At 73.9% G+C, this 18422-nt stretch carries 14 protein-coding genes and 1 tRNA gene; 5 read left to right on the top strand and 10 right to left on the bottom strand.

The features are described 5' to 3' along the window. Window positions 1-13 precede the first annotated feature (13 nt). A complete protein-coding gene (locus tag ACPPVS_RS02765; protein WP_426594450.1) occupies window positions 14-1483 on the bottom strand; it encodes a beta-N-acetylhexosaminidase in 1470 nt (489 codons plus the stop codon). Between the two features lie 45 nt (window positions 1484-1528). Next, window positions 1529-2470, bottom strand: a complete 942-nt coding sequence (locus ACPPVS_RS02760) for a bile acid:sodium symporter family protein (protein ID WP_426594449.1) — start codon at window positions 2468-2470, stop codon at window positions 1529-1531. A 98-nt stretch (window positions 2471-2568) separates the two neighbouring features. On the opposite strand from ACPPVS_RS02760, the gene ACPPVS_RS02755 reads away from it, so the two are divergent. After that, the gene (locus ACPPVS_RS02755) at window positions 2569-2841 is read left to right on the top strand and encodes a GlsB/YeaQ/YmgE family stress response membrane protein (protein WP_426594448.1); all 273 of its coding nucleotides are present in this window, start codon (window positions 2569-2571) and stop codon (window positions 2839-2841) included. An 83-nt stretch (window positions 2842-2924) separates the two neighbouring features. Here ACPPVS_RS02755 and ACPPVS_RS02750 read toward each other — a convergent pair. The 5 genes from ACPPVS_RS02750 to galU form a co-directional block, all read right to left on the bottom strand. Continuing rightward, a tRNA-Ala gene (locus ACPPVS_RS02750) sits at window positions 2925-2997 on the bottom strand. A 101-nt stretch (window positions 2998-3098) separates the two neighbouring features. Continuing rightward, window positions 3099-4424 carry a hypothetical protein gene (locus ACPPVS_RS02745; RefSeq protein ID WP_426594447.1) on the bottom strand — a complete coding sequence of 442 codons (1326 nt, stop codon included), beginning with the start codon at window positions 4422-4424 and terminating at the stop codon, window positions 3099-3101. Between the two features lie 93 nt (window positions 4425-4517). Next, a complete protein-coding gene (locus tag ACPPVS_RS02740) occupies window positions 4518-5114 on the bottom strand; it encodes a GNAT family N-acetyltransferase (protein WP_426594446.1) in 597 nt (198 codons plus the stop codon). Further along, window positions 5111-6343: a gephyrin-like molybdotransferase Glp gene (glp, locus tag ACPPVS_RS02735; protein ID WP_426594445.1), complete on the bottom strand. Its 1233-nt coding sequence runs from the start codon at window positions 6341-6343 to the stop codon at window positions 5111-5113. Before glp ends, ACPPVS_RS02740 begins: the two co-directional genes overlap by 4 nt. A gap of 39 nt (window positions 6344-6382) precedes the next feature. Beyond that, the gene (gene galU / locus ACPPVS_RS02730; protein ID WP_426594444.1) at window positions 6383-7291 is read right to left on the bottom strand and encodes a UTP--glucose-1-phosphate uridylyltransferase GalU; all 909 of its coding nucleotides are present in this window, start codon (window positions 7289-7291) and stop codon (window positions 6383-6385) included. A 101-nt stretch (window positions 7292-7392) separates the two neighbouring features. Between galU and ACPPVS_RS02725 the strand changes: the two genes are divergently transcribed. Further along, the gene (locus ACPPVS_RS02725; RefSeq protein WP_426594443.1) at window positions 7393-8043 is read left to right on the top strand and encodes a 5-formyltetrahydrofolate cyclo-ligase; all 651 of its coding nucleotides are present in this window, start codon (window positions 7393-7395) and stop codon (window positions 8041-8043) included. Here the strand turns inward: ACPPVS_RS02725 and ACPPVS_RS02720 are convergent. Further along, window positions 8033-10597, bottom strand: a complete 2565-nt coding sequence (locus tag ACPPVS_RS02720) for a penicillin acylase family protein (RefSeq protein ID WP_426594442.1) — start codon at window positions 10595-10597, stop codon at window positions 8033-8035. The two genes, ACPPVS_RS02725 and ACPPVS_RS02720, sit on opposite strands and share 11 nt — an antisense overlap. A 149-nt stretch (window positions 10598-10746) precedes the next feature. Here ACPPVS_RS02720 and ACPPVS_RS02715 point away from each other — a divergent pair, with 149 nt between their 5' ends. From ACPPVS_RS02715 to ACPPVS_RS02705, 3 genes are all read left to right on the top strand, one after another. Continuing rightward, on the top strand, window positions 10747-11100 hold the full coding sequence (locus ACPPVS_RS02715) for an FmdB family zinc ribbon protein (RefSeq protein ID WP_426594440.1): 354 nt from the start codon (window positions 10747-10749) through the stop codon (window positions 11098-11100). A gap of 121 nt (window positions 11101-11221) precedes the next feature. Next, a complete protein-coding gene (locus ACPPVS_RS02710) occupies window positions 11222-11899 on the top strand; it encodes an SAF domain-containing protein (RefSeq protein ID WP_426594439.1) in 678 nt (225 codons plus the stop codon). 70 nt (window positions 11900-11969) lie between these two features. Next, the gene (locus ACPPVS_RS02705) at window positions 11970-12536 is read left to right on the top strand and encodes an MscL family protein (RefSeq protein ID WP_426594438.1); all 567 of its coding nucleotides are present in this window, start codon (window positions 11970-11972) and stop codon (window positions 12534-12536) included. Between the two features lie 58 nt (window positions 12537-12594). Here ACPPVS_RS02705 and ACPPVS_RS02700 read toward each other — a convergent pair whose 3' ends face one another. Together ACPPVS_RS02700 and ACPPVS_RS02695 are read right to left on the bottom strand one after the other, a co-directional pair. Then, window positions 12595-12891: a hypothetical protein gene (locus tag ACPPVS_RS02700; RefSeq protein WP_426594437.1), complete on the bottom strand. Its 297-nt coding sequence runs from the start codon at window positions 12889-12891 to the stop codon at window positions 12595-12597. An 83-nt stretch (window positions 12892-12974) separates the two neighbouring features. Beyond that, a complete protein-coding gene (locus ACPPVS_RS02695) occupies window positions 12975-17810 on the bottom strand; it encodes a hypothetical protein (protein WP_426594436.1) in 4836 nt (1611 codons plus the stop codon). Window positions 17811-18422 lie beyond the last annotated feature (612 nt).

Below are 18422 nucleotides of genomic sequence, written 5' to 3'. Positions count from 1 at the left end.
GGCCAGATCTGACCTACCAGTCCACCTGCGGGCTGCGGTACCAGGACAGACCCAGCCGGTCCCAGAACGGTCCCTGGTCGACGATCCGTGCGCGGAAGTCGTCCCAGTCGCGATCCTCGGGAACCGTCCACGCGACCTCGGCGATCGCCGCGAGGCGCGGCAGCAGCATGGACGTCAGGGCGTGCAGGTCGCGCAACGTCTCGGTCCAGATCGCCGCCTCGACGCCGATCACGGACTCCGCCGGAACGCCCGGGATGAGCGTCGACGGCTCCCACTCGTAGGCGTCGCGCAGCTCGATGTGCCCGGCCCACTCCAGGCCGAGGACGGTGTCGGCGTCGTACTTCATGTCCAGGTAGGCGTGCTTGCCCGGCGACATCAGGAAGAGGGCCCCCGCCTGCGCGGCCGCGGCGAAGGGCTCGGGCTCGACGCGCGTGTCCCAGTACTGCACGACCGTGCCCGGCTCGAGCGGCGTGTGCGCGATCTCCTGCCACCCGACCACCTTCTTGCCGGCCGCGCGGACCGCCGCGGACGCCGCCGCGACGAGCGTCGCGTACTCCTGCGGCTCCATGGTCAGCACCTCGTCGCCACCGATGTGCACGTACTCGCCGGGGGTCATCGCGGCGACGTCGGCGAACACCTCCCGCAGGAAGTCGCCCGTCGCGGGCAGGTCCGCGTACAGCCGGCTGAAGCCCACCTCGATGCCCGTGTAGGCGTCGGTCGGCTCGCCGCTCGGGGTGAGGTTCCCGTACGCGTGCGTCGCGGCGTTGACGTGACCCGGGACGTCGATCTCCGGCACGACGCGCACCCCGCGCGCCGACGCGAACGCGACGATGTCCGCGTAGTCGTCGGCCGAGTAGTACCCGCCCGGGTCCCCGTTGACCGAGGTGCTGCTGGACAGGCGCGTCAGCTGCGGGCGCGAGCGGACCTGCAGGCGCCACCCCTGGTCGTCCGAGAGGTGCAGGTGCAGCACGTTGAGCTTGTAGTGGGCCATCAGCCCGATGAGCACCTTGAGGTCGCGCTTGGCGACGAAGTGCCGCGCGACGTCGATGGACAGCCCGCGCCAGCGGTAGCGCGGCGCGTCCTCGACGATGACCGACGGGACCCGCAACGAACCGTCCGGCGCGGCGGTCAGCAGCTGGCGCAGCGTGACGATCGCGCGGACCAGCCCGGCCGGCGACTTCGCCACGAGCTCGACGCGTCCGGCCGTCGACACGAGCCTGTACGACTCGTCGGCGTCGCCCTCGGCAGCGGTGAGCCGCAACCGCACCACGTCGGGGGCGTCGGAGTCGGCGTACCGGACCTCGATCGACCGGCCGGTGACCCGTCCGAGCAGGTCGGCCGCGAGCACCGCGATCCCGATCAGGTCGGGCCGACCGTCGACCACGACGGTGGTCGACTCCGAGATCACGAACGGCTCGTCACCCGTCGCCTCCAGGCGTGCGGGCTTCGGGATGACTGCGGGGACGGCGGGGACGGCGGGCACGAGGCTCCTGGGGTCTGTGCGTGGCGCGGGGTCGCCGGGGAAACGCTACTCGACGCGAGACGCTAGACGGCGAGCGATCACCGCGCACGTCGCGAGCTGCAGCTGATGGAAGACGACGACCGGCAGCGTGACGCTCGCGGACACCGCCGGGGTGAACAGCACGGCCGCCATCGGCAGGCCCGTGGCCAGGCTCTTCTTCGAGCCCACCATGAGCAGAGCGACGCGGTCGGGTCGGACGAGGCTGCGACCGCCCGACCAGGTGAGGGTCAGCATCGCGGCGAGCAGGACCGCGCACGTGGTCACCAGGATCGCGAGCGACCTCGCCGTGACGTGGTCCCAGGCGCCAGCGTTCGTGGCCTCGCTCACCGACACGTAGGCGACGAGCGCGATGGTCGCGCGGTCCGTCGCCCTGGTCACGCCTGCGTGCGCGCGCAACCACTGCCCGATCCATGGCTGCGCCAGCTGGCCCAGGACGAACGGGAGGAGGAGCTGGCCGACGATGCCGGACACGTCGGTGGTGCCCCGGCCATGGACCAGCAGCAGCCCGACCAGCAGCGGGGTGACGACGATGCCGACGAGGTTCGAGATCGTCGCACCCGTGATCGCGCCCGCGACGTTGCCCCGTGCGATCGACGTGAACACCACCGACGACTGGACCGTCGACGGGAGCAGGCTCAGGAACAGCAGACCGTGCCTCGTCTGGTCGTCGAGCCCCGGCACCAGCTGGACCAGCAGGCCCAGGATCGGGAAGGCCACGTACGTCGCCGCGAGCATCCGCCCCTGCAGGCGCGCGTTGCGCAGCCCGTCCCAGACCTCGCGGGTCGCCATGCGGGCGCCGTAGAGGAAGAACAGGGACACGATCGCGACCGTGCGCAGGGTGTCGAACCCCTGCGCCACGCTCCCCGCCGCCGGGACGAACAGTCCCAGCGCCAGGGCCGCCAGCACCACGATGACCTGGGGATCCAGCCACGCGCGCACCCGGGTCACGGGCGTCAGTCTGCCCGGTTCGACGCGCGGGGCCGGCCGTATCGCTCTATCTTCGCTAGTTGTCGTGGGGGGACCGTCGTCGATCAAGGAGCTGGACCATGACTCAGAACGGCATCCTCAGCGCCATCATCATCGGCGCCATCATCGGCATCCTCGGTCGGCTGGTCGTGCGCGGCAAGCAGCGCATCTCGTGGCTGGTGACCGTGATCATCGGCATCGTCGCCGCACTGGTCGGCACGTGGCTCGCCACGCTGATCGGCGACCGGAACACCCCCGGCGTCGACTGGATCGAGCTCCTGCTGCAGGTCGGTCTGGCGGCCGTGTTCGTCGCCGCGGTGTCGCGGCGGGGTCGTCGTCGGTCGATCCTGTAGATCCTGCGCGACGAGGGTCGTGCGGGCGCGTCCGGACAGACGGCGACGGCGGCCTCCCGAGGGGGGCCGCCGTCGTCTGCGGGTGGAGCTGAGGGGATTCGAACCCCTGACCTTCTCATTGCGAACGAGACGCGCTACCAACTGCGCCACAGCCCCGCGAGCGGGCTAAAGACTAACACCACGGCCGCTCGCTTCGCGAAATCGACCGGCCGGCCGACGTCCTCGTCACCGGCTCCACGACGAGGGTCCCGCGGCAGTCATTCCCCGGCGGCGCGGCGCTTGGCCAGGACGGCGTTCAGGTCGAGGCTGCCGGTCGTCTCGACGGGGGCCTCCAGCGGCGCGCGCTCGTCAGGCGTCGACTCGGCGGAGGCCGGACGGGCCGCGGTGGACCCCTCGAGGTTCTCGAGCGGGGCGGGCTCACGACGAGGGGCCGACGCCTTCATCGTGTAGGTCGGGCGCGGCACCGGGACCGGGGACCAGGCATCGTCCTCGCTCGACGTCGTGGCACCGGTCGTCGCGTCGCCGACCTGCGCGACAGGCTCGGTGAGCGTCGAGCGACGCACGACCGGGATCGCGCCCGTCGAGTGCCGGGCCGGACCGCCGGTCTCGCCCTTGTCCTCCACGATGCGCTCGAACACCTCGGTGCTCGCGTCGGAGGGGTGGACGGCGCGGCCGGTCACGAACGGAAGCGTCGACCCGCGAGGCTCCGGCGCGACCGCCGGCGCGTCGGCGCCCGGCGCGGGTGCGACCGCGGCGGCGGGCGCGGACCTCGTGGACTTGGCTGCGCCGGGCGCCGCGGACGCGGATCTCGCGCCGGCCGGGACGGTCGTCGCGGCGGGCGCGTTGACCAGCGGCGCCGACCTCGCGATGGGCGCGGTCCTCGCGGGCAGCGGCGCGGACGACGCGGCGGGGGCGGTCGTCGTCACCCGGGCCGCGGAGGCAGCGGCCGCGGTGGCCACGGCGCGCTGGGCGCCGGTGCGCGGCGACGCGGCGACGCGGCGCTCGTCGGCGATCCGTGCCTCCCACTCCGCGTCGGCCTCGCGGCCGGCGAGGACGGCGCGGCGGCCGAGGACGAGGACGGCGCCGAGCAGGACGGTCGGCGCGACGCCGGCCACCCATCCGACGGTCGGCGCGACGGCCACGGCCGCCCAGCCCGCGACGGTCGCGAGGAGCAGCACGCCGGCCAGGGCGGCACGACGGCGCGCGGCAGCCGCGCGACGGGTGACGGCGGCGGCGCGAGCGGCCCGCGCCTGGGCGGCGCGCCGCGCGGCGTCAGCGGTGATCCGGTCCTGCGTGCCGTGCGGTCGGTCCACGGTGGTGCCTCCTGTCGCGCTCCCGATCTGCACCGGAAGGCCCTTGCCCGGGGTCAGTAGCCCCGCGGTACTGCCGGCCACCGAGGCCAGGGCGGGAACCGCCACCGAGGCCGGACGGGTCGTCACCGCGACCACGCGCAGCGCCTCGGAGAACCGGTCGTCCGCCCGGGACTCGAGCAGCTGTTGCCGGTGCCGCAGCTTGTGCGGCACCAGGTACGCCACCCACAGGCCGACCAGCGCAAGCGCGACCGGTCCTGCGAGATCGTTCACGCCCTGACGGTAGGCGCCCGGACATCCGCGACCGGGGAGGGCGGCGGCGTGTCGGGCCCGGGGCGTCGCCCCTGCGTGGGCGAGCGGCCCAGATCAGCGGCGCGCGTGCCAGCGCGCGAGGAGCCCCTCGGGCACGTCCTCGACGGTCAGGGCGAAGGTCCGGTGGTCGCACCAGCGGTCCTGGATGTGCAGGAACCGCTCGCGCAGGCCCTCGTCGCGGAACCCGAGCTTCTCGACGACCCGCAGCGACGGACCGTTCTCGGGCCGGATGTTCACCTCGACGCGGTGCAGGCCGAGAACCCCGAAGCAGTGGTCGGTGGCCAGGGCGACGGCGGTCGGCGTGATGCCGCGGCCGGCCACATGCTCCGAGACCCAGTAGCCGATCGCCGCGGACCGCAACGACCCGTAGGTGATGGACGAGACGGTGAGCTGCCCGACCAGCGCGTCGCCGAGGTCGACGGCGAAGGGGAGCGTCGTGCCGGCGCGGGCCTGCGACGCGAGCGTGCGCACGAACGCGCCGAACGACGGCCGGGGCCCGGTGACGGGTGTCGGGCTGGTGGCGTCCCACGGTTCCAGCCAGCTCGAGTTGACGGCTCGCAGGTCCATCCAGGCGTCCTGGTCGCGCCGGCGCAGCGGGCGCAGCCGCACGTCGCCGTCGACCAGGACGGCGGGCCATCCGACCGCGGTCACCCTTCGAGCACCAGACAGTGGATGGTCTGGCCCGGGTGCACGGTCAGCTCGGTCTCGCCGACGACGGCCAGGGCGTTGGCGTGCGCCAGCGCGCTGATGCTCGGCTCCGCCGGGTCGCCGAGCGGGGTCAGCCGGTAACCCTCGTCCGGGGAGCCGAGCACGGTGGCCGGGACGAACTGGCGCAGGCCGGGCGGCGAGATCCAGCCGGTCTCGGCGAGGGCGGCGACGGACGGCCGGAAGACCTCGGTGTGGCCGGCCATCGCCCGCAGCGCGGGACGTACGAACACCTCGAACGACACCTGCGCGGCGACCGGGTGACCCTGCAGCGCGAAGATCGGCACCGCGCGGTCGCCGTCCTCGCCGGAGAACGTCCCGAACCCGTGCCGGTGCCCGGGGGTCATCGCGACCTGGTCGAGCCGCACCGTGCCCATCGGGGCCAGGACGTCCTTGACGGTGTCGTGCGTGAGCTCGGACAGCCCGCCGGTCAGGATGATCAGGTCGGCGCGCACCAGCTGGTCCTCGAGCGCCTCGCGCAGCACCGCGCGGTCGTCGGGAAGGGACGCCACCCGCACGGATGCGGCACCGGCGTCCCGGACGGCGGCCTCGAGCGCGTGCCCGTCGGCTTCGTAGACCGCGCCCGGGAGCGTGCCCGTGCTGCCCGGCTCGACGAGCTCGTCGCCGATCGAGAGCAGGACGACCCGGGGTGTCGGGTGGACGCGCAGCCGCCCACGTCCCATCGATGCCGCGAGCGCGAGCTGCCGGGCGCCGAGCCGCGTGCCCGCCTCGAGCACCACGTCCCCCGACCGCACGTCCGAGCCCGCGGGCCGCACGTGCTGGCCCGCGACCGCGGGCCGCTGCATCGAGACCCGAGCGGCGCCCCGGTCGGTCTCCTCCAGCGGGACCACCGCGTCGGCACCGATCGGCAACGGCGCGCCGGAGGCGATCCGGACCGCGGTCCCGGGCACGAGCCGCAGCGGGCCGCCCTGACCGGGCCGGACGTCGTGCGCGACCGGCAGCGGGGCCTCGGTCGCGTAGCCGGACTGCGAGGTGTCGTGCGCGGCCACCGCGTACCCGTCGCGTGCGGCGACCGACAGCGCGGGCAGGTCGCTCGTGGCGACGACGTCGGCGGCAAGGATGCAGCCCACCGCGTCGTGCAGGACGACGTCGAGCGGCGACACGGGGCCGACGGCGGCGAGCACGGCCGCCAGGTGGTCCTGCACCGATCTCATGCGCGCATTCTGCCCCGTGGCAGCGACCCGCGTGGCCCGTCAGTCCAGCGTGGTCGCATACTCCGTCAACCACGAGCGGAAGTCCGGTCCCAGGTCGGGGCGGTCGGAGGCGATCTGGACGACGGCCTTGAGGTAGTCGAGCCGGTCGCCGGTGTCGTACCGACGACCCCGGAACACCACCCCGTAGACGCCGCCGCCCTGCTCGGTGGGCAGGTCCGCCAGCGTCGCCAGCGCGTCGGTCAGCTGGATCTCGCCGCCGCGGCCGGGTTCGGTGCGCTCGAGCACGTCGAACACCGCGGCGTTGAGGACGTACCGGCCGATGATCGCGAGGTTGCTCGGGGCCTCGTCGGCGTCCGGCTTCTCGACGAGCGCCGTGACGCGGACCTGGTCGGCGTCCCCACCACTGCCCTGACCCGCCAACGGTTCCACCGCCGCGCAGCCGTACAGCGAGATCTGCGACGGTGGCACCTCGAGCAGCGCGATCACGGACCCGCCCGTGCGCTCCTGGAGCGTGAGCATGGTGCTGAGCAGCTCGTCGCGCTCGTCGATCAGGTCGTCGCCGAGCAGGACCGCGAACGGTTCGTGACCCACGTGGTGCTTGGCCTGCAGCACCGCGTGACCGAGGCCCTTGGGCTGGCCCTGCCGGACGAAGTGCACGTGCCCGAGCTCGCTCGACGCGCGGACCTTGGCCAGCCGTTCGGTGTCCCCCTTGGCCTCGAGCGCCTGCTCGAGCTCCGGGGCGGCATCGAAGTGGTCGGCGAGCGAGCGCTTGGAGCGGCCCGTGATGAGCAGGACGTCGTCGAGACCCGCGCGCACGGCCTCTTCGACCACGTACTGGATCGCCGGCTTGTCGACGATCGGGAGCATCTCCTTGGGAGTCGCCTTCGTGGCGGGCAAGAACCTGGTGCCCAGACCCGCGGCGGGGATGACTGCCTTCTGGATTGTCATCTGGGGACCCTACCGGCGCGCCACGCCGCCCGCAGTGGCGTAGGTCACTCGTCCGCCCTGGGGAGGACCACCCGAACGGTCTGTGGTGCGACACTTGACCCATGAGCAGCGTCGCCCAGCCGTATCCGCACGTCGCCGAGGGGGCCGACGTCGAGGACGTCAAGGAGGAGCTGCGGCTGGCCATCCGCGATGCGCGCAAGGCTCGGTCGGCCCGGCGTCGCGACGAGGCTGCGCAGGCGCTGGCCAAGGTCGTGCTGACCATCCCCGCGGTCCAGGACGCGCGCTGCGTCTCCGTCTACGCCGCCCGGGTGACCGAGCCCGGCACGGGTCCCCTGCTCGACGAGCTCGCCGCCCGCGGGGTGCGCGTCCTGATGCCCGTCCTCGGCAGCGGCCTGCAGCGCGACTGGGCGGAGTACGCGGGCGCCGACGACCTGCGCGAGCGCGCACCAGGACGGCCGCCCGAGCCCGGCGGGCCGACCCTGGGCGCCCAGGCGCTCGCCGACGCCGACGTGGTCATCGCCCCGGCGCTCGCCGTCGACACGAGCGGCGCACGGCTCGGTCAGGGCGGCGGCTGGTACGACCGAGCGCTCGAGCACCTGCGGCCGGGCGTCCCGGTCGTCGCGCTGGTCTATCCCGAGGAGCTCTACGACGCGCAGCTGCGCCCGCTGCCGAGCGAGCGCCACGACCGCACGGTCGACGCCGTCGCGACGCCCGAGGAGTGGCACCTGCTCGGGGCGGGCGTCACGAGCTAGGGACCAACGTCAGCTCGTCGCTCGCGTCCGCCTGGGTCGCGGCCGCGGAGAACGGCCACGGGAACGTCTCACCGCGCGACCACGGTCCGAACTGGTCCGTGTAGTGCACGCTCCCCGGGTGCCCGGACGCACCGGTCATGGTCACCCACGTCGACGAGTCCAGGTCTCCCAGGTCGACCACCATGCGCATCGAGGGCGCCGCCGTGACCCCGAACGAGCCCGTGCTCGCGTCCCACGCGGTGGCGTCGACGATCGAGGAGCTGCCGCCCACCGGGAGCGGCGCCGGGTTGACCAGCGCCCGGACCAGGCCCGGCACCGACGACCCACCCAGCACGAGGTGCTCGGGCGCCGCCGTGTGCAGCTTCCCCCACCGCCACTGCGACGCGTCGCGGCCGAGCTGGGCCGTCAGCTCTCGACGCGCCGAGATCATGGCGCGGGTCAGCACCTCGTCGCGTCCTTCGACCACACCCGGTGTCGACCTGTCGTCCCACCAGGGCGACGTCGGGTCGTCGAGCAGCGAGCGGACGACCTCGAGCCAGCGCGAACCGCCGTCCGGGTCGTAACCGTCGGGCAGGTCGTCGGCGAACGCGAACTTCATGACGTCCGCCCACACGGCCGCGAAGTAGGCCGCCGCCGCCGAGTCGTCGGACTGCACGCGGTCCCAGCTGCGCAGCAGGTTCTGGCCGTCCCGGTCGAACGCCGTCGGGATGTGCTGCTGGAGCAGGATCGGCACCAGCATGTCGGCGTACGGGCTGTGCTGGTCGAACTGGATCGTGCTCATGTCCGCGGCGGTGAGCTTGTGCGTCGGGGTCTTGGTGATCAGGTCCCGGATCCGTTGCGCGCGGTAGCCGTAGTCCCAGTCGTCGGTGAGGAACGGTCCCACCCCGGCCGGGGTGACGGCGTTGTTGGCGGTGACGATGAACCCGGCGGCGGGGTCGAGCGTGCGCGGCATCTCGTCGGCCGGGACGTAGCCCTGCCAGTCGTACGCGCTGTCCCAGCCCGGGCGCGGCCAGGTGCCGTTCGACGGGACGGGTCCGCCGACGACGTCGGCACGGATCGGGATCTTGCCGGGTGCCTGGTAGCCGATGTGGCCGTCCGTCGTGGCGAAGACGATGTTCTGCGCAGGCACGTCGAGCAGTGCGGCTGCGGCCCGGATGTCGTCGGCGTCCGACGCGACGTCCATCGCCAGCAGGGCCTGCATGCTGGTGCCCGGCTGCAGCGCGGTCCACTCGAGTGCGACGGCGAACGTGCTCCCAGGCGCATCCACGGGGACCGGCGCCGCGGCCACCGGACCGAGGTCGAGCACGTCGGACACGATCGGGCCGTGCACCGTCTCACGCACCGGGAGGCGGATGATGTCACCGCCGTTGACCTTGATGATCTCCGTCCGGGTGGTGATCGGCTGCGTGCCACCGTCGACCACCGTCGAGCTGCCCTTGACCTTCTCGAGGAAGAAGTCGCTGACGTCGGCCCCGAGGTTCGTCAGGCCCCACGCCAGGTGCTCGTTGTGGCCGATGACGACACCGGGCATGCCCGCGAACGAGAAGCCGGACACGTCGTAGGGGCACGCGGCCGACACGTCGGCGCAGCGCAGGCCGACCTGCTCCCAGACGCCCGGCGCCGAGATGCCCAGGTGCGGGTCGTTGGCCAGCAGCGGCTTGCCCGACACCGTCAGGGCACCGCCGACGACCCACGAGTTGGAGCCGACGCCCTCCCCGTCGCCCATCAGGTGGGGCACGGCCTCGAGGGCCTTGCGGGCGCTCGCCATCGCCCGCTGGAGGTCGTCGTCCGAGAGGTTCAGGCTGGTCGTGGCCGCCGCGGGCGTCACCGTGCTGGGCAGGTCCGCGCCCGTGAGGATCGGCGCGTTCAGCGCTTGCGGGTAGGCCGGGTAGAGCTGGTCGACGCGGGCGACGTCGCCGATCGTGGAGAACGCGGCCGCACGGCCCAGCTCGTCGTCGTAGTTGCCGCGCAGGTCCCACGCCATCGCCTTGAGCCAGGCCAGCGAGTCGACCGGGTCCCACTTCTCCGGGTCCCGGATGTCCAGCTGGAGGCCGAGGATCGTGTACTCGACCGCGATCGCGCCCTTCGGCTTGCCGGCCAGGTAGGCATTCACGCCGTCGGCGTACGCCTGCAGCGCCTTCCTCGTGGCGGGCGTCGCCTGCTTCCACTCCTGCTCGGCGACGCGTCGCCAGCCCAGCGTCCGGGTGACCTTGTCCGCGTCGACGGCCTCCTTGACGTTGCCGACGAGCTCCGCCAACCGGCCCGCCGTCACGTGCCGGCGGTAGTCCATCTCGAAGAACCGGTCCTGCGCCGCGACGTAGCCCTGCGCCATGAACAGGTCGTCCGACGACCGGGCCGTGATCGTCGGCACCCCACGGGCGTCGCGGGTGACCGTGACCTTGGCGCCCAGTCCCGGGAGCTCGAGCGTGCCCGCAACCTCGGGCAGCGGGCGGCGCACCACGACGAAGCCGGCGACGACCACGCCCACGAGGACGAGGACGAGCACCACGGCGACCGTGATGAACGAGAGACGGACCAGGTGACGACGAGGCACGCTTCGGAGGGTACTTCGCCGTCACCCCGGACGTTCGCTCGGAATGTCGTGGCGTCCGTTGCCGTTACGATTGGCACTCGGATGTTGTGAGTGCCAGGTTCTTCTTCTGATCGCCTGCGCCGCCGACCACCTGCCAGGAGACGTTCTTCGTGCCTACCTACGCCTACGCCTGCACCGTCTGCGGTCACGCCTTCGAGGCCGTCCAGTCGTTCAGCGACGAGTCCCTCACCGTGTGCCCCGAGTGCGACGGTCGCCTGCGCAAGGTGTTCTCGTCCGTGGGCGTCGTGTTCAAGGGGTCCGGGTTCTACCGCAACGACGCCCGCGCCGGTGCCAAGTCGTCGACGCTGAGCCCGGTGCCGTCGACGTCGTCGGCCGACTCGTCGTCGTCCTCGTCCTCCAGCTCCTCCTCCGAGTCCTCGTCGTCGAGCCCGTCGTCCGGCTCGTCGTCGTCCACGACCTCGACCCCTGCGCCCGCCGCTGCGAAGCCGGCCGCGTCGTCCTGACCGGCGTCTGACCCGGCGGGTCGGCACGGCCGTTCGGGCGTCGACCCGACCTCAGCCCCCGTCCGGCGCCTGAACGGCCGTCACGCGTCCGCGGGCGCCCTTGGCCTCCTACGGTCGGGCCATGCGCGATCACGTCGGCCGACCTCCGCCTCTCCCGACCCGGCGCCGACCCGCGTCGATCCGCCTGCGCGTGCTGCTCTGGCGGTGCCGGTTCCTCGTCTGCGCGACCTGCCTCGGCGTCGCGGCGGCCTCGACCGTGCACGCGCTGCGACCGCCGCAGGCCCCCACGACCGGCGTCGTCGTCGCGGCCCGTGCCGTGCCGGCCGGAGTCACCCTGGACGCGTCGGACGTCCGCATCGCACGCTTCCCGGTCGGCGTCGTGCCCGACGGCGCCCTGACCTCCGTCGCCGCTGCGGTGGGCGCCTCGACGGCCGTCCCGCTGCGCGCCGGGAGCCCGCTCGGGCCGGGCGTGCTCGCGTCTGACGACGTCTCCGGCCCGACCGGCACCGTCGTGGCCACCGTGCGGTTCGCCGACCCTGCGGTCGCCGGCCTCCTCTCGCCCGGCATGCGCGTCGACGTCCTGGCGGCGACCGCCGAGGGCGGACCGGGTGGGGTGGTCGCCCGGCGGGCGCTCGTCCTGCCGGTGGCGAGGCGGCCGACGTCGTCGGGCGGGCTGTTAGGGAGCGGTCCGTCGGGCGACGACTCGGTCCCGGTGCTCCTCGCGGTGTCCCCTGACGAGGCCCCAGCACTCGCGGGCGCCGCCGCCTCCGCCTTGCTGTCCGCGGTGGTCGTGCCATGATCGACCGACCGGCAGTGCACCCCCGCGGCGTCGCTCGGACGACCAGCCCACCCCTCCACGAGGAGCACCCATGACGGATCGGATCGGCAGCGGCCTGCGCGGAGCGGGCGACACGCTGCAGGGCACAGCCAAGGTGTTCCAGGGCTTCAAGGACTTCATCTCGCGCGGCAACGCGATCGAGCTGGCGGTCGGTTTCGTGATCGGCGTCGCGTTCGCGGCCGTGATCAAGGCGATCCAGGACTTCTTACTCAGCCCGCTCATCGGCTGGATCTTCGGCCAGCCGAACCTCGAGAACCTCTGGAACATCGGGCCCTACACGTGGCCGGGCAACGCTGCCGCCGAGCCGATCAAGGTCGGCGTGATCCTGAACGCCCTGATGACGTTCGTCCTTACGGCGGCAGCCATCTACTTCCTCGTCGTCCTGCCGCTCAACGCGCTGGCCTCGCGGCGCAAGTCCGGTGCCGAGGAGGAGCCCGCCGCACCGGCCGAGGACATCCTGCTGCTCCAGGAGATCCGCGACCTGCTCGCTGGGCGCCCGTCGCCGGCCGTCTCCCACGACGCGGGTGCCGACTCCCCCGACGTGGGTCACCCGGACCGCTCGGGTCAGCTCCCGCCGTCGATCCCGCCCGCCACCTGAGAGCTCGCGCTCCCGGCGTCGGCCCAACCCCGCCGACTCGTCGCCGGCCGGGCCGGTGTCACCAGTGCGGTGGCTTGTCGCTGGTCAGTCGGTCGTCGTCGGAGCCGTGGTCGCCGTCGCCCCAGCCCACGTCCGTGTCGTCGGCGCTGCGGTCGAGGTCGCGCGTCCGCGCACCCTTCGCGGCGGACCCGTCGACCTCGGCCGGAGCCGGCGAGACCTCGTCGACCTCGCCCGACATCGCCGGCAGGACCGAGACGAGGTTCGCGTCGTCGCCGCCGACCGTCCCCGCATGCCGGACCGCACGTCGCGACCGACGCACGGGCACGTCGCCGCCCGCATCACCCGAGTGCCCCACCCGTCGATGATCCCACCGCTCCGCTCGCGCGCGGGCACCGTCGTGCCGGGAGGGCTCGCGCCCGCTCGGCTGCCCTCGGCCCGCTAGGACCAGGCGCGCGAGACAGCGGAGCGGACCGCCGTGTCGATGCGGTAGGAGCGGCGCGTGACGCCGAGCTCGTCGCGCAGGGCGGAGGCGAGCTGTTCGCGGCTGCGCTCCTGCTCGTCGGACCGCAGCCAGGCGACGAGCTCGTCCAGCTGGTCGTCGCTGTAGGCGCCGATCGGCAGACCCTTGCGGACGTCGGGCCGCTCACGTGTCGGGACGGCGAGTGCCAGCTGGAGCGGCCGGCTCACGGGTGGCTCCTCGACGGCCGGCTCGTCGGGGGTCGCGGCGGACTCCTCGACGGTCTGTCCGACGGCAGGCGCCGTCGCGGCGGCGGGCGCCTGGACCGGGATCCCGCGCGGCGCGCTGTGGGCGGCCCGCGACACGGGAGCCGAGGGGGCGGCCGGACGAGCGGCCTCGGCGCGCACGGCTGCGGCGCTCAGCGAACCCGTCAGCACCGAGTCGACCAGCACCGGGTGCGCGGGCACCGAGCGGACCGGACCCGAGTCCGGGTGGGATGCGAACGCCCCGGAGTCCGTCGAGACGGAGCCGTCCGGGTGGACGGGCAGCGCGCCGGTCGTCGTCGGCACACCGTCGGACTGCACCCGTAGCGCGCCCGACGTCGTCGGGGGCTCGGCCTGGGCGGGCAGCGGCGTGCTCACCGGGTCGACGGACTCGACCTGCGGCTCGTCCGTCGCCGTCGCGACGGTGTCCTCGGCCGGCCCGTCGGGCGTCTGAAACGCGAGCTCGGGGTCGGGGTCCGTCGCCGAGAGGTCCCCGACATCGACCGGAGCCGGCTCGGCGGGCGTCGTACTGGCAGCCGTGGCGACAGAGTCCTGCGTCGGAAGGTCGTCGACCTCGTCGGACTGGTCGAGCTGGCCGGGCAGGCCCAGGTGCAACGGGCCGCTGCGGGGGCTGGCCGGTGCCGGCACGCGAGCGTGCACGGCGCGGCGGATCCGGTCGACCTCGGCCTGCGGGTCGATGAAGGCGGCGGCGGACCAGACGCGCACGACCGACCAGCCGACGCGCTCGAGGCGGTCTGCGGTGAGGCGGTCGCGGACGCGGACCGACGGCTCGGCGGTGTACTCGGCGTCGTCGGTCAGGACGGCGACGAGCATCTCGTCGGGCAGGTCGGGGTGCCCGACGACGAGCGGGATGCGCTCCCCGCCGGGGATGCCGTGGTCGGCCTCGACGAGCAGGCCGTGCTTCCACAGGCGTTCGGCGATGTCGAGCAGCAGCCGGTCGGGCTCGGTGACGGGCAGGTCGAGCGAGGCCGACGACCCGGGCGCGACGGCCACCGCCACAGCGGCGTCGGGTGGGGTGAACCGCGGTGCGACCAGGTCGGCGTCGGCAGAGCCGGCGGAGCGCCGGGCGGCGAAGGCGAGCAGGTCGCCGAGCAGCTGGGGGCCCGCGCCGCGCAGCCGGGTCGCGTCGAGGTCGTCAGCGCCGAAGCAGGACACGACGGTGAGCCGGTGGCGCGTGGACCCGAGGGCGTCGAGCAGCAGGGCGTCGCCGCCCGGGGCGGAGACCGGTCCGAACGAGTGCAGCACCCGCTTGTGGGGCGTCCGGCCCAGCCCGACCGACACGATGATCGCCTCGCGACGGAGCCCGGCGACGTTCGGCAGGTCGGTCACGACGAACGGCTCGGCGCGACCGGCGTCGAAGAACGCAGCCAGCGCGAGGTTGGCGCGGACCTCGCCGAGCACGGCCTCCCGGACGGCCTCGGCGTGCCCGGGCGTCGCGGTGATGACGGCGAGCGACTCGTCGGGACGCAGGAGCGCGTGCGTCAGGACCAGCTCGACGACGTGCTCGACCTCCTCGCGCGTCGAGTCGATGATCCCGGTCGCCCGGTCCGGCATCCCGGTGCCGTCGACGAGGTCCAGGTGCACGAGCGGCCGGTGCTGCGGCAGCGGCGTCGGGCGCAGCACGCCGGCGTAGCCGTGCGCGGCCAGGAACGCGGTGAGGTACGGGTCGCGCCGCGACGCGTCGGCCAGCAGAGCGACGGTGGGCAGGACGTCGGCCAGTGCGCCCACCGCGGTGCTGGAGGCGCACCGGGCATCGCCGAGGACGACCACCTGGCGGCCGCGGGCGATCGCGGCGAGCGCGACCTCGACCGGCAGGTGGGCGGCCGAGTCGAGGACCACGAGGTCGACCGTGCGCGTCGGCGGGAGCACCTGCGGGACGAGCATCGGGCTGGCCGCGATCACGGGACGCAGGCGACGGGTGACGTCCGGGTGGCGCGTCACCGTGTCGCGCAGGGTGGTCAGCCGCTCCTCGACGAGGTCGGCGAACAGCGCCTCTGCCTGGTCGCGGTGCTGGCGCAGGGTCGTGCCGATGTGCCCGACCACGGAGGCCAGCACCGGTCCGGGCAGGCTGTCGACGTGGGCGCGGTCGAGGGTCGCGTAATGCGCCGACAGCGCGCCGAGCGCGGTGCCGTCGTAGCCCGCGAGCGCCGGGTCGTCGGCCAGGATCTGCTCGATCACCGTGCTCCACCAGGCGAGGTCCAGCTCGGCGGGCGCCAGCGCGGGGTCGGTCCGGCGAGAGGCCAGGTCCTCGACCAGCGGGCCGAGGCCAGCCGACCGCAGGCGGTGCAGCAGTCCGGTACGGCTGGGCAGCGTCTCGAGGGCGGAGGTGTCGGCACGCAGCCGGGTCAGCCGCTCGATCAGCACCGGGAAGGCGAGACCGGACAAGCCGGCCCCGAGCGGCGTGCCCGCGAGCACCTCGTCGAGCGCGTCGAGGTCGGCCCGCACGGCGGCGAACTCCTCCTCGATCGTCTCGAGCCCGTCGGGCAGCCGTGGCCAGCCGCCGGACGGGCAGTGCGCCTGCCACACCTCGCGCTGGGCCTGGACCTCGAGCAGGGCGGCGTGCAGGTCGGCGACCGGTCGACCGGGGCGCAGCATGTCCTTCGACTGCTTGCGCAGGCGGCGCCGCAGCCAGTAGCCCATGGGCACGTCGTGCTCCTCGCGCCACTGCTTGGAGGCCGTCGCGGTGACGAGGTCGGCGGCGGTGCGCTCGAAGACGATCGGCTGGAACACGTCGAGCGCCGCGCGCACGCCGTCGAGCATCCGGAGCTGCTCGACCCAGGCGTGCACGGTCGTCGCCTGCACCAGACCGGTCTCGGCGGCCACCTGCGCGGTCCGCTCGACCAGTCCCGGCAGCATGCCGTCCAGCAACCGCTCGATGCGGCGCACGGCTGTGTCGGCGTCGGCCTTCGTGCGCAGGTCGGCGCCGTACCAGGGGGTGTCGGTGGGCCGCACCTGGAACGCCCCGAGCTCGCCTGCGCGCACGAGGTCGGCGGTGAGCTCGGCACGACGAGGGGCGTCCAGGACGCGGGCGACGTCCGTGCTCAGCCGCACCGTCGTCCTGGGCGTCGGGCGGGTGGACGTGAGCCGGGCGAGCTGCTGCAGCGCGTCGTAGGCGGACACGCCCCACGGGGAGCGCTCTGCGTGCAGGGCGTCGACGTAGCCGCGCAGGCGCTCTCGCTCGGCGACGAGCGAGGAGCGCAGGGCGACGACGCCCTGCGCGTCGATCGCGGGTGCCTCCAGCGTCATCGCGCCGAGCAGCCGGCGCGAGATGGCCGAACGCCAGCCGGCGTCGGGCGCGACGTCGAGCAGCAGGTCGCCGAGCCCGAGCGACGCGAGCCGGGAGGCCAGCGCGGTCGCCGCGCGGCGGTGGCCGGGCACGTACAGGACGGTGCGGCCGGACGCGGCCGCATCGGCGACGAGGGCCGCGAGCGTGCCCGTCACGTCGGCGCCGGCGGGCGCGTCGACGAACAGGTGCGTCCCGGTGGCCACGACGTCGAGCACGTGCTGCTGCGCCGGGTCCAGGTCGCCGACGCCGCGCTCGAGGGCCGGGTCGCGGTCGCCCGGGACCGGCTCGGGCAGGGGCCGACGAAGGTCGGTGTCGATGCCCGCCAGCGCGGCGACCACCTCGTGGCGCTCGAGGGTGCCCGAGAGGTTGTCGAGGTCGTCGACGAGGATCTGCCCCGGGTGCACGAACGTGCCCACCACGACTCGCTCGGTGAGCGAGAAGTCGTCGAGCACGGCCTCGCCCAACGACGCCAGGCGCTGCAGGGCGCCCCGCGGGTCGAACCCGTTGGAGGTGAACGTGCCGCGGGCCACCGCGCCGGGGTCGAGCAGGGCGCCGCGCGACCGCAGCGCGCGTGCGAGCACCGGGTTGACCTCGAGCGAGGGCTCGAGGGCGAGCTCGTAGTCGCTCTCCCCCGACCCGCGCGCCTTCAGGCTCACCGGACGCAGGAGGACGGGCGCGCGCACCGTGCGCGGCGGCGCGTCGGGCTGCTCGGTCGCGGACTGGTCGCGCTGACGGGTGACCGTGGCGAGCGCGGCGACGTCGTCGGTGGCCACGTCGGGCGTGGTCCGCTCGGTCCAGGTGGCGACGCCGATCGCGAGAGAGGTGGGCAGGATCCCGTACCGCTGCGCGTAGACGGCCGCCCGCGCCGAGACGGCGCGGGCCCGGCGGCGCGCGGTGGACAGCGCTGCGCCCTCCCGCACGAGGTTGGACAGCCGCGTCTCGCGGCCGGCGTAGAGCTGGGAGATCCCCGACGGGTGCGCCGCCGACAGGTCGAGCGCGGCCTCGCCCAGCAGCTCGACGTCGACGAGGGTCGAACCGCCCGCCGCCTCGACGAGCGCGGCCCGCCACGTGGCCACGGCGCTCTCGAGGAGCTCTGCGGGACTGGGGGGCTCGACGAGGGCGATCGCATTGTCGGCTGCGACGTCGGCTCCGTCCGCGACGGCAGCGTCAGCGGAGTCGTCGACAGTGAGGGCGGACTCGGGAGCCTGGTCGGGCCCCGAGCCGGAGGAGCGCGCGGGGACGGTCACGCTGGAACGCTAGCCGCGCACCGGTCCCTCGCCCGGGAGGGCGCGCCGAGGCGACCGCACCGCGCCGCCGGACGCGCCGCTCGCGGGTCGGACGCACGAAGGGCGCGGACCGGATCAACTGATCCGCCGCGCCCTTCGGAAGTGAAAGACGGTGCGCACCGCGCAGGGGGCAGGCGATGCGCACCGTCGGGATGAGTCTGCTGCACAAATCCCTCCTGGTCAAACGTCCAGGGAAGATTGCCGGGTGATCTGATCGCATGACGTATCACACGTCGATCCGCAGGATCATGCGGCTAGCGGCCACCCGTGCTCAGTCATTCCGCGCCCGGAATGAGTTGCAGCCGCCCTCACGTGATTTTCCCGCGGGGGGCCGCCCCAGGACGCAATAGTCAGTTATAGAACGACTTCAGTGACATTCTTCTAGACTCACCGCGTTCGCACATGGATCACACTGGCGCCCGTCCCGGGCGGGTCACTGGAACGGAGCAGCGGCGAGCGACACGACGGGAGGCGACGTCGTCGCACGCGCCGCCTACCCGGCTGCGGGAGTCCTCGATCGGCGCGGAGCACGTCGGGACGGCGTGCATGCGGGCGGAATCGCGCGCCGAGGCT

The organism is Cellulomonas sp. McL0617, from assembly GCF_049994875.1.
Lineage (GTDB): Bacteria > Actinomycetota > Actinomycetes > Actinomycetales > Cellulomonadaceae > Cellulomonas.
Note: the sequence above shows the minus strand (reverse complement) of the source record. Positions and strands in the feature narration are given on the sequence as shown.